This window comes from Caulobacter sp. FV1ye13L (assembly GCF_058681155.1).
Genome location: NZ_CM178732.1, coordinates 1,127,690 through 1,140,224, shown reverse-complemented (window position 1 = coordinate 1,140,224; position 12,535 = coordinate 1,127,690). Strand labels below are relative to the sequence as shown.

The window sequence follows — 12,535 nt, the reverse complement described above, 5'->3', positions numbered from 1 at the left end:
GTCGAGCAAATTTTGCAGTTCAGGGCCGTTCATGCGTCGTCTTCTGTCTTCTGCGGCCGTCGCCGCGCTTCTTCTTGCCGCGACCAGTGTCCCGGGCGCCGCCCTCGCCGCCAGCCAGACCCCCGGCGCGACCGCCCAGACCGTCACCACCCAGCTGCCGCGCGCCGTGGTCCCCACGCACTATGACGTGGCCTTCACCCCCGACGCCGCCAACCTGACCTTCACCGGTTCGGTGCAGATCACGGTCGACGTGCTGGAGCCGACCCGCACCATCGTGCTGCAGGCTCATGAACTGACCTTCTCCAAGGCCCACATCAAGGGTTCGGGCAAGGGCGCCGGCGCGGCCACCATCGCGGTGGACGACAAGGCCCAGACGGCCAGCTTCACCTTCGCCAAGCCGGTGGCCAAGGGCCGCCACGTGCTGTCGATCGACTATGCGGGCAAGATCAACACCCAGGCCAACGGCCTGTTCGCCCTCGACTACCAGACCGACGCCGGCGAGAAGCGCGCGATCTACACCCAGTTCGAGGCCGCCGACGCCCGCCGGTTCATCCCCTCGTGGGACGAGCCCTTCCACAAGGCCACCTTCAAGCTGACGGCCACCGTGCCGACCGGCCAGATGGCGATCAGCAACATGCCCGTCGAGAAGACGGTCGATGTCGGCGGCGGCAAGAGCCGGGTGACCTTCGCTGCCTCGCCCAAGATGTCGACCTATCTGCTGTTCTTCGGCCTGGGCGAGTTCGAGCGCGCCACGACCACGGCCGCCGGCGCCGAGATCGGCGTGATCACCAAGCGCGGCGACCTGGCCAAGGCCCAGTTCGCCCTCAAGTCGGCCGGTCCGATCCTGGAGTGGTACAACGACTATTTCGGCGTCGACTATCCGCTGTCCAAGCTCGACCACATCGCCGCCCCCGGCCAGAGCCAGTTCTTCGGCGCCATGGAGAACTGGGGCGCGATCTTCTATTTCGAATACGCCCTGCTGCTGGATCCGGCCCTGTCGACCCAGGAGGACCGCGAAGGCGTCTACACCACCCTCGCGCACGAGACCGCTCACCAGTGGTTCGGCAATCTGGTCACCATGGCCTGGTGGGACGACCTGTGGCTGAACGAGGGCTTCGCCACCTGGCTCGAGGGCCGCACGACCGAGAAGTTCTTCCCCGAGTGGAACAGCGCCCTTAACGCCATCGGCGGCCGCGAATACGCCATGAGCCTGGACGCCCTGGCCACGACCCACCCGGTGGTCCAGCCGATGAAGACCGTCGAGGAGGCCAGCGAGGCCTTTGACGGCATCACCTACCAGAAGGGTCAGGCCGTGATCGGCATGCTGGAGGCCTATGCCGGCCCCGACGCCTGGCGTGACGGGGTGCGCAGCTACATCAAGGCCAACACCTATGGCAGCACCGTCACCGACGATCTGTGGGGCGCGGTCGAAACCGCGGCCGGCAAGCCGATCAAGGCCATCGCCCGCGACTTTACCCGTCAGCCCGGCGTGCCGCTGATCACCGTCTCGGGCGGCGGCTGTGTCGATGGCGCATCGCAACTCACCCTGACCCAGGGCGAGTTCACCAAGGACCGTCCGGGCAAGACCGCGCTACGCTGGAGCGTGCCGGTGGCCGCCCGCGCCGTCTCGGGCGGCGCGCCGGTTCAGACCCTGGTCGAGAGCGGATCGGCCAGCGTCGCCGTGCCGGGCTGCGGCCCGGTGATCGTCAATGCCGGCCAGGCGGGCTATTTCCGCACCCTCTACACGCCGGACCTGTTCAAGGGCCTGGCCGCGAACTTCGCCAGCCTGCCGCCGATCGATCAGCTGGGCCTGCTCAGCGACGTCTATGCCCTGGGCCTGGCGGGTCTGCAGCCGGCCACCGACGCCCTGGACCTGGCCATCGCCGCGCCGGTCGCCGCCGATCCGAAGATCTGGGGCCGCATCGTCGCCATCTATGGCGGTGTCGACAGCTACTATGACGGAATGCCCACCGAGCAGGCGGCGTTCCGCAAGGTCGCCCTGGCGCGCCTTTCGCCGCTGCTGGACCGCGTCGGCTGGACCGCCAAGGTGGGCGAGAGCGGTCCCGAGGCCACCCTGCGTGGCGATGTGATCGCCGTACTGGGCCGCCTGGGCGACCCGGCGGTCGTGGCCGAGGCCAAGCGTCGCTACGCCGCCGACAAGACCGACCCGGCCGCTGTCCCCGGTCCGCTGCGCAAGACCATCCTGGGCATCGTCGCCGCCCAGGCTGACGCCGCCGGCTGGGACGCCCTGCGCGCTCAGGCCAAGGCCGAGACCAACGCCCTGTTGCGCACCGAGCTCTACACCCTGCTGGGCGCGGCGCGGGATCCGGCCCTGGCCAAGCGGGCGCTGGACCTGGCCATGACCGACGAGTCGGGCGCGACCACCTCGCCCAGCATCATCAGCAGGGTCGCCGGCGCCCATCCGAACCTGGCCTTCGACTTCGCGGTCGCCAACAAGGCCGCCGTGGAGGCCAAGGTCGATACCTCGGGTCGCTCCGGCTATCTGGCGTCGCTGGGCGGCCGCTCGGCGGACCCGGCCATGCTGACCAAGCTGGACGCGCTCACGGCGTCGGATCCCAGCCTGGCGCGCGAGGTCGAAAAGGCCAAGGCGGCTGTGTCCTACCGCCTGTCCGTGCGCGAGGGTCAGCTGCCGGCCATCACCGCCTGGGTGAAAAAGATCGGCGGCTGAACGCCGCGCCTTTGCTGAGTTGACGATGGCCGCGCCGGTATGGCGCGGCCATTTTCTGTGGCCGGACTCGAAGATTCCCCTTCGCAAGATGAGGGAATGGACTTGCGGGCCGGCGTGTATCCCCCATATCGGCTTCAAGCGGGGTTGACGGGCTCGTCAACTTCGGGGAACGCACTCTGTCCGCTCGACCTTGGTCGGGACGGGGAGGATTGGATCAACCGTTAGGAAGTTCGACCAGACGGGGACGGAGCGAGAAAAACCGGGGCGCTTGCGTCTAAGGCCCTTGTCACCGCCGTCCGCCAGCAGGAGCGACAGGTTCGTATTATGAGCAAGATTATTGGTATCGACCTTGGCACCACGAATTCGTGCGTGGCCATCATGGACGGCAAGACCCCCAAGGTGATCGAGAACGCCGAGGGCGCCCGCACCACCCCGTCGGTGGTTGCGTTCCTCGAGGATGGCGAGCGCCTGGTCGGCCAGCCCGCCAAGCGTCAGGCCGTCACCAACCCGACCAACACGCTGTTCGCCATCAAGCGCCTGATCGGCCGCACGTCCTCCGACCCCGTGGTCGAGAAGGACAAGGCGATGGTGCCCTATGACATCGTCAAGGGTCCGACCGGCGACGCCTGGGTCAAGGCCCAGGGCAAGGACTACTCGCCGCAGGAAGTCTCCGCCTTCATCCTTCAGAAGATGAAGGAAGCCGCCGAGACCCATCTGGGCGAGCCGGTGACCAAGGCCGTGATCACCGTTCCGGCCTATTTCAACGACGCCCAGCGTCAGGCGACCAAGGACGCCGGCAAGATCGCCGGCCTGGAAGTCCTGCGCATCATCAACGAGCCGACCGCTGCGGCGCTCGCCTACGGCCTGGACAAGAACGACGGCAAGAAGATCGCCGTCTATGACCTGGGCGGCGGCACGTTCGACGTCTCGGTCCTGGAAATCGGCGACGGCGTCTTCGAAGTGAAGGCCACCAACGGCGACACCTTCCTGGGCGGCGAGGACTTCGACCTTCGGATCGTCGACTACCTGGCCGACGAGTTCAAGAAGGAGCAGGGCGTCGACCTGCGCAAGGACAAGCTGGCCCTGCAGCGCCTTCGCGAAGAGGCCGAGCGGGCCAAGAAGGAGCTGTCCTCGACCGCTCAGTATGAAGTCAACCTGCCCTTCATCTCGATGAATGCGTCGGGCCCGCTGCACCTGAACATCAAGCTGTCGCGCTCCAAGCTGGAAGCCCTGGTCGAAGACCTGATCGCCCGCACCATCGGTCCGTGCGAACAGGCCCTCAAGGACGCCGGCCTCAAGAAGAGCGACATCGACGAAGTGATCCTGGTCGGCGGCATGAGCCGCATGCCCAAGGTCCAGCAGGCGGTGCAGGACTTCTTCGGCCGCGAGCCGCACAAGGGCGTCAATCCTGACGAAGTGGTCGCCCTGGGCGCCGCCGTTCAGGCCGGCGTTCTGCAAGGCGACGTCAAGGACGTGCTGCTGCTGGACGTGACCCCCCTGACCCTGGGCATCGAAACCCTGGGCGGCGTGTTCACCCCGCTGATCGAGCGCAACACCACCATCCCGACCAAGCGCTCGCAGACCTTCTCGACCGCTGACGACAACCAGTCGGCCGTGACGATCCGCGCCTTCCAGGGCGAGCGTCCGATGGCGGTCGACAACAAGTTCCTGGGTCAGTTCGACCTGCAGGGCATTCCGCCGGCTCCGCGCGGCATCCCGCAGATCGAGGTCACCTTCGACATCGACGCCAACGGCATCGTCAATGTCCACGCCAAGGACAAGGCGACCAACAAGGAGCACTCGATCCGCATCCAGGCCAATGGCGGCCTGAGCGACGCGGACATCGAGCGCATGGTCAAGGAAGCCGAGGCCAACAAGGCCGGCGACGAAAAGAAGAAGGCGCTGGTCGAGGCCAAGAACCAGGGCGAGGCCACCGTGCACGCCACGGAAAAGGCCATGGCCGAGCACGGCGACAAGGTTTCGGGCGACGACAAGACCGCCATCGAGACCGGCCTGACCGACCTGAAGACCGCTCTGGAAGGCGAAGACGTCGACCTGATCAAGGCCAAGACCGACGCCCTGCGTCAGGCCTCGATGAAGCTGGGCGAGGCCATGTACGCCTCGCAACAGGGTTCGGGCGATGGCGATGAAGCCGCCGCGGATGATGGCGTCGTCGACGCCGAGTTCGAGGAAGTCGACGAAAACAAGCCGGCGAACTAGTTCGCCATGCGCGCGCCGCGAAACGTTCCTCTGACGATCGTTTCGCGGCCGCGTTCGCTTGATCCGCGCGCCTGTGACGCCTTGCGCCGCGCGATGCAGAACACCACCTCTTTCCTTATCACCGCCTCTCCCGTGGGCCTTTTGAGCGCCAGACGCTGACGATGCGCGACTATTACGAAATCCTGGGCGTGACCCGGACCTCTGATGATGCGGGCCTCAAGGTCGCATTCCGCAAGCTGGCGATGGAACACCATCCCGACCGCAACGGCGGCTGCGAGGACGCGTCCGGCCGTTTCAAGGAAATCAACGAGGCCTATTCGATCCTCTCGGATCCGCAGAAGCGCGCGGCCTATGACCGGTTTGGACACGCCGGCGTCAATGGCGGCGGCGGTGGTGGCCAGGGCGGCTTTGGCGGTGACGCCAGCGACATTTTCAGCGACGTGTTCGGCGACGTGTTCGGCGAGATGTTCGGCGGCGGTCGCCGTCCGTCCAACGGTCCGCAACGCGGTCAGGACCTGCGCTACGATCTGGAGATCAGCCTGGAGCAGGCCTATGCCGGCGCCGAGGTCGAGATCAAGGTTCCCGCCGCCATCACCTGCGAGGTCTGCGACGGCTCGGGCGCCAAGGCCGGCACCAGCCCGACGGTCTGCGGCACCTGCGGCGGCCATGGCCGGGTGCGGGCCACGCAAGGCTTCTTCGCGGTCGAGCGCGGCTGCCCCCGCTGCGGCGGTTCGGGCCGTCTGGTGCTGGACCCCTGCCAGAGCTGCAACGGCCACGGCCAGGTGCGCCGCGAGCGCATCCTGTCGGTGCGCATCCCGGCCGGCGTCGATGACGGCGCCCGCATCCGCCTGTCGGGCGAAGGCGACGCCGGAGCCCGCAGCGGCCCGCGCGGCGACCTCTACATTTTCCTGTCGGTGATCCCGCACGAGCTGTTCGAGCGCGATGGCCTGGACCTGCTGTGCACCGTGCCGGTGCCGATGACCGTGGCCGCCCTGGGCGGCGAGATCGACGCCCCCTGCCTGATGGGCGGCGAGGACTGCGACGGCGCCTGCAAGATCCCGGTCAAGGTTCCGGAAGGCTCCCAGACCGGCAAGACCGTCCGCCTCAAGGGCAAGGGCATGCCCTCCCTGCGCAGCCGCCAGCGCGGCGACCTGGTGGTGGAGCTGTTCGTCGAGACCCCGACCCACCTGTCGGCCCGCCAGAAAGAGCTCCTCAAGGAGTTGGCCGGCCTGTGCGACGACAAGCAGAACCCCAAGTCGGCCAATTTCGTCGGCAAGGCCAAGCGGTTCTGGGACGAGGTTACGGGCAGCTAGGGGGCGCGGCCGCGTTTACCTGCGACTGAGAACACCAGCGCCAGTAGGGCGACGGCCAGTGCCGCTACGCCGACCATCAACAGGATGTCGCCGGAATCTAGGGGCGTGAGCGACGGCTCTGCGCCTTTGGGCAGCGCGGCGGTCGCTGTCTTGAGTCGAGACCAGCGGTCATGCGGCATCTGGAAGACGATCGGGATCGTCACCTCGGGCGTTTTGGCCGCATAGTCGGCGGGCGGCGGCAGCATCCGGAACTTCTGGGACAGGGCGATGGCCGCGACGCCGAAATCCTCGCCCGTCGGAGCTTCCGAGATCACCTGGCAGTTTCCCAGGCGACCGTCAGGGCCGACCTGGCACTTGATCACCGCCTTGCCCTCGATCCCGTGGCGCTGGGCGTGGGCCGGATAGGCCCATTCCATGTCATCGCCCGTCGGCTTCTCCAGCCAGTCGGGCTTGTAGGGCACCATCACTGACGGTCTTTCGGGAACGGCGCTGATCGCCTCTGACGCTGACATGACCGGCCCCCACAACCCCGTGGCGATCTGGCACGAAGTCAGAGCGAGTGGCAATCGGCTTAATCCCTTAACGAAGCCGGCGACGCGCTGTAGGTTCCGCGCCGATGAACGCCCCCGCCTCCACGCCCATCCAGACCTATGACGCCACCGGCGCGACGCCGGTGATGCAGCAGTTTTTCGAGATGAAGGCGCGGCAGCCGGATGCCCTGATCTTCTTTCGGATGGGCGATTTCTACGAGCTGTTCTTCGACGACGCGATCGCGGCGGCCGCCGCTCTGGGCATCTCGCAAACCTTTCGCGGCACGCACAACGGCCAGCCGATCCCGATGGCCGGGGTGCCGCAGCACGCGGCCGAGGCCTATCTGTCCAAGCTGATCCGCCAGGGCTTCAAGGTCGCTGTCTGCGAGCAGATGGAAGACCCGGCCGAGGCCAGGAAGCGCGGCTCCAAGTCGATCGTACGGCGCGACATCGTGCGGGTGGTCACCCCGGGCACCCTGACCGAGGAGGGCCTGCTGGACGCGCGCGGCGCCAATCGCCTGGCCGCCGTGGCGGTGCGGGCGGGGCAGGCGGCCGTGGCCTCCGTCGAGCTGTCGACCGGCGAGGTCGAGGTGTTCTTGGTCAGCAAGGATGGCGTCGCCGCGATCCTGGCGGCCCTGGCCCCGTCCGAGACCCTGGTCGCCGACCGGCTGCTGTCGGACGACCAACTGTCCCAGACCCTGAAGATCTGCGGCGGCCTGATCCAGCCCATGCCCTCGGCCCTGTCGGAACCGCAGGCTTCGGAGGCGCGGGTCAAGCGGCTGTACGGCGTCGACACCCTGGACGGGTTCGGCGGTCTGTCGCCGGCCGAGATCGGGGCGCTGGGCCTGATCGCCGCCCATCTGGAAATGACCCAGGCCGGCCGGCTGCCGGCCCTGCGCGCCCCGCGCCGGGCGGCCGACGCCGATGTCATGGCCATCGACCCGGCCACCCGGGGCAGCCTGGAGATCGACCGCACCCAGACCGGCGACCGCAACGGCTCGCTGCTGGCCGCCATCGACCGCACGATCACTTCGGGCGGTGCGCGGCTGCTGGCCTCGCGCCTGGCCCGGCCGCTGCTGGATGTCGCGGCCATCGACCAGCGCCTGGACGCGGTGCAGTGGTTCGTCGAGCACCGGTCCCTGCGCCAGCGGCTGCGCGAGACCCTGAAGGGCTCGGGCGACATGGCCCGCGCCCTCTCGCGCCTGGCGCTCGGCCGGGGCGGGCCGCGCGACCTGGGCTGCATCCGCGACACCCTGAAGATCGGCGAGACCCTGGCCGCGATGGTCGCCGGCTCGGGCGATCCGCTGACCTCGCCGCCGTTCGAGCTGGAGCACGCCTTCCGCGCCCTGACGCCCGACCTGCACGAGGGGCTGGGCGGCTTTCTGGCGGCGCTGGAGGCGGGGCTGGGCCCCGACCTGCCGGCCCTGGCCCGCGACGGCGGCTTCGTGGCCTCCGGGATCCGCGAGGAACTGGATGAGGCCCGCGCCCTGCGCGACAACAGCCGCAAGGTGATCATCGCCCTCGAGGCCCAGCTGGCGATGGACAGCGGCGTGCCGCTGAAGATCCGCCACAACGGCGTGCTGGGCTATTTCGTTGAGGCCACGGCCGGCAAGGCCGATCCGCTGTTCCAGCCGCCCTTGAACGCCACCTTCATCCACCGCCAGACCCTGGCCAACCAGGTGCGCTTCACCACGGTGGAGCTGGCGGATCTGGACGCCCGTATCGCCCAGGCCGGCGAGCGGGTGCTGGCCATGGAGATCGCCGCCTTCGAGACCTGGCGCGAGGTGGCCCGCCTGCTGGCCGACGCCATTCAGATCGCCGCCGAGGCGCTGGCCCGGCTCGATGTCGCCGCCGCCCTGGCCGAATGGGCCCAGGACAGCGGGGCTACGCGGCCCATCGTCGACCGCTCCCTGGCCTTCGACGCCCAGGCCGCCCGCCATCCTGTGGTCGAGGCCGCCGTCAAGCGGGCCGGCGATCCCTATACGCCCAACAATTGCTGCCTGGACGCCTCGGGCGAGACCGGGCCGCGCCTGTCGATCGTCACCGGCCCCAACATGGCGGGTAAATCGACCTTCCTGCGCCAGAACGCCCTGCTGGCCATCCTGGCCCAGTCCGGCTGCTTCGTGCCCGCCGCCAGCTTCCGATTGGGCGTGGTCGACCGGCTGTTCAGCCGGGTCGGGGCCGGGGATGATCTGGCCCGGGGCCGCTCGACCTTCATGATGGAGATGGTCGAGACCGCCGCCATTCTCACCCAGGCCACGCCACGCAGTCTGGTGATCCTGGACGAGATCGGCCGGGGCACGGCCACCTATGACGGTCTGGCCATCGCCTGGGCCTGCGCCGAGGCCCTGCACGACACCAACCGCTGCCGCGCCCTGTTCGCCACCCACTATCACGAGCTGGCGACCCTGGAGGAACGGCTGGACCACGTCTCCAACCTGTCCCTGCGGGCCAAGGAATGGAACGGCGACCTGGTGTTCCTACACGAGGCCGCCGCCGGTCCGGCCGATCGCTCCTACGGCGTGCAGGTGGCCAAGCTGGCCGGGGTTCCGGCCCCGGTCGTGGCCCGGGCCCGCGAGGTGCTGGATCGCCTCGAGACCAAGGACGAATCACCCGCCCGCCTCGACGACCTGCCGCTGTTTGCGATGAGCCAGGCCATGGCGGCGCCCGCCAGGGCGGCGCCCAGTGTCATCGATACGGCCCTGAAAGACCTCGATGTGGACGGAATGTCGCCCCGGGAAGCCCTTGAGGCGCTATATCGCCTTAAGGGACTGCTCAAGGCTTAGCGGGTACACCATATCCCCATCATGCCCCGTCGCCTTCGCCCCACCCCGCTGGAACATGTCGTCGACGGTCACGCCCTGCGTGCGCGTCTCTCGGCCGCCGCCCTCGACTCGATCGGCAACGAGGCCGAGCAGCGCGTCCGCGCCATCGAGATCCTCAAACAGGCCCTGTTCCGCGGCCGGATGATCGCCAAGGAGCGGCTGGAGAACGGGGCCGGGGGCCTTGAGACCTCGCGCCTGCTCAGCGGCGTCACCGACGAGGTGATCACCGCCCTCTATGACTTCACCACGGTCCATGTATTCCGGGCCCGCAACCCCACCGAGGGCGAGCGCCTGTGCCTGCTGGCCGTCGGCGGCTATGGCCGGCGAACCCTGGCGCCCTATTCCGACATCGATCTGCTGTTCCTGCGGCCCTACAAGACCACGCCTCACGCCGAGAGCGTGATCGAGTTCATGCTCTATGCGCTGTGGGATCTGGGCTTCAAGGTCGGCCACGCCTCGCGCACGGTCGAGGAATGCGTGCGGCTGTCGCGCGAAGACTTCACCATCCGCACCACCATCCTGGAGGCCCGCCGCCTGACCGGCGACGAGCGCCTGGGCGAGGACCTCAAGAAGCGCTTCCGCGACGACGTCATGAAGGGCACCGGCGCCCAGTTCGTCGCCGCCAAGCTGAAGGAACGCGACGACCGCCAGGCCCGGGCCGGGGCCAGCCGCTACATGGTCGAGCCTAACGTCAAGGAGGGCAAGGGCGGGCTGCGCGACCTGCACACCCTGATGTGGATCGCCGAATATCTGCACCCGGTGGATCGTCCGGAAGACGTCTTCAAGCTGGCAGTGTTCGACCGGCGTGAAGCCAAGGCCTTCATCCGCGCCTTCGACTTTCTGCATGCGGTGCGCGCCCACCTGCACTTCACCACCGGCCGGCCCGAAGAGCGCCTGACCTTCGACCTGCAGCCCGAGATCGCCCGCCGCATGGGCTATGGCGACCGGGGCGACGCCCCGGCGGTCGAGCGGTTCATGCGGCGCTACTTCCTGATCGCCAAGGAGGTCGGGGCCCTGACCCGCGCCTTCTCGGCCAAGCTGGAAGCCGAGCATTTCAAGAACGAGCCCAAGGGCATTTCCCGCTTCCTGCCCGGCGGCGGTCGGCCCAAGCGCAAGGCGCTGGATGTCGAGGGCTTCTACGAGGACGGCGGCCGTCTGAATATCGACGGGCCCGAGGTGTTCGAGGCCGATCCGGTCAATCTGATCCGGCTGTTCAAGATCGCCGACGAACGCGACCTGGACCTGCACCCCGACGCCTTCACCGCCGTGACCCGCTCCCTGGCCCTGATCACCTCGCGGGTGCGCCGTGACGAGGATGCCTGCGAGGCCTTCCTGCACCTGCTGGCCCGGGGCAAGCGCAGCTATCGCACCCTGACCCTGATGAATGACGCCGGGGTGCTGGGCCGGTTTGTCCCTGAATTTGGCCGCATCGTCGCCCAGATGCAGTTCAACATGTACCACTCCTATACGGTGGACGAGCATACCCTGCGGGCCGTGGGCGTGATCGGCGACATCGCCGCCGGCCGCCTGGCCGAGGATCATCCGCTGGCCGTCTCCATCATGCCGCTGATCGAGGACCGCGAGGCCCTGTTCCTGGCCATGCTGCTGCACGACACCGGCAAGGGCGGAGTGGGCGGCCAGGAAAAGGCCGGGGCCCGGTCAGCCCGCAGCGCCTGCGAACGCCTGGGCGTCGACCGTCTGAAGGTCGAGCTGGTGGCCTGGCTGGTCGAGAACCATCTGGTGATGAGCGACTTCGCCCAAAAGCGCGACGTCTCCGACCCCGGCACCGTCGCCGCCTTCGCCCGCATCGTCGAAAACCCCGAGCGCCTGCGCCTGCTGCTGGTCATCACCGTCGCCGACATCCGCGCCGTGGGCCCGGGCGTCTGGAACGGCTGGAAGGGCCAGCTTCTGCGCGAGCTCTACAACGCCACCGAAGCGGTGTTCCGCGGTGGCCGAGGCAGCGACGCCGCCGCCAGCGTCCAGCGCCATCAGGAGGCCGTCGCCGAGGCCGCGCGCGAGGCCCTGATCGCCGACGACCCGGCCGCAGCGGGCTGGGCGTCAGCCATGGAGGACGCCTATTTCAGCGCCTTCAAGGCGCAGGAACTCAAGGACCACGCGGCCCTGGCCCGCCGCGCCGCCATCCAGGGCGGAGCCGCCGCCGAGGGCCAGGTGACGCCGGGCTCCAACGCCGCCGAGATCGTGGTCGCGGCCAGAGACCGTCGCGGCCTGTTCGCCGACCTGGCTTTGGCCATCTCCTCGCTGGGCGGCAATGTCGTCGGCGCGCGGGTCTTCACCTCGCGCCAGGGCCAGGCGCTGGACGTCTTCTATGTGCAGGACGTCACCGGCGCCCCGCTGGGCTGCGAAAACCCCCGCGCCCTGCGCCGTCTGGCCGACGCCCTGGAAGCCGCCGGTCGTGGCGAAACCATGAGCTTCGAGCCCCGTCGCGGCGCCGAACAGTCGCGCACGGCGGCCTTCTCGATTGCGCCGAGCGTGGTGGTCGACAACGAGGCCTCCAACGACGCCACCGTGGTCGAAGCCTCGGGCCGCGACCGCCCGGGCCTGCTGCACGCCTTGGCCCAGACCCTGGCGACGAGCGGCCTGTCGATCCAGTCGGCCCATATCGACGGCTATGGCGAACGCGCGGTCGACGCCTTCTATGTGCAGACGTCCGAGGGCGGCAAACTGACCGAGACCCGCAAGGTCACGGCGCTGAAGGCGGATCTGCTGTCGGCGCTGGAAGCGAATGAAGCCGGGGCGCCGAACACGCGGCCGGGGCTGAAGCGGGCGCGGGCGAGCGTGGCGCGGTAGGGGGAAAACAACAGAATTAGCTTGTTGTTGTCCGCTTTGAGCGATTACCTTTTTCCATCGCGCCTGCTTCGATTTTCTCGTCGAGCTTGCGGGAATGAATCAGCCCCGGCGACTAGGTCACCGGGGCTGCGTTAGGGGGGCGAGCGACTT

General features: G+C 68.5%; 6 protein-coding genes. 5 read left to right on the top strand and 1 reads right to left on the bottom strand.

The window, feature by feature from the left end; genetic code table 11:
- Positions 1 to 31 precede the first annotated feature (31 nt).
- The 3 genes from ACW176_RS05220 (at position 32) to dnaJ (ending at position 6,222) form a co-directional block, all read left to right on the top strand.
- On the top strand, positions 32 to 2,689 hold the full coding sequence (locus ACW176_RS05220; RefSeq protein WP_492111147.1) for a M1 family metallopeptidase: 2,658 nt from the start codon (positions 32 to 34) through the stop codon (positions 2,687 to 2,689).
- A gap of 324 nt (positions 2,690 to 3,013) precedes the next feature.
- Entirely contained in the window at positions 3,014 to 4,909 is a 1,896-nt protein-coding gene (dnaK, locus tag ACW176_RS05215; RefSeq protein WP_419319273.1) for a molecular chaperone DnaK, read from the top strand.
- Between the two features lie 161 nt (positions 4,910 to 5,070).
- Positions 5,071 to 6,222, top strand: a complete 1,152-nt coding sequence (gene dnaJ / locus ACW176_RS05210; RefSeq protein ID WP_492056091.1) for a molecular chaperone DnaJ — start codon at positions 5,071 to 5,073, stop codon at positions 6,220 to 6,222.
- Here dnaJ and ACW176_RS05205 read toward each other — a convergent pair.
- Positions 6,219 to 6,734, bottom strand: a complete 516-nt coding sequence (locus ACW176_RS05205; protein ID WP_492111146.1) for an energy transducer TonB — start codon at positions 6,732 to 6,734, stop codon at positions 6,219 to 6,221. The two genes, dnaJ and ACW176_RS05205, sit on opposite strands and share 4 nt — an antisense overlap.
- Positions 6,735 to 6,838: 104 nt before the next feature.
- On the opposite strand from ACW176_RS05205, the gene mutS reads away from it, so the two are divergent.
- Both mutS and ACW176_RS05195 read left to right on the top strand, forming a co-directional pair.
- Positions 6,839 to 9,538, top strand: coding sequence for a DNA mismatch repair protein MutS (mutS, locus tag ACW176_RS05200; protein WP_492111145.1), 2,700 nt, complete (start codon positions 6,839 to 6,841; stop codon positions 9,536 to 9,538).
- 21 nt (positions 9,539 to 9,559) lie between these two features.
- On the top strand, positions 9,560 to 12,385 hold the full coding sequence (locus tag ACW176_RS05195) for a [protein-PII] uridylyltransferase (protein ID WP_492111144.1): 2,826 nt from the start codon (positions 9,560 to 9,562) through the stop codon (positions 12,383 to 12,385).
- Positions 12,386 to 12,535: the final 150 nt, after the last annotated feature.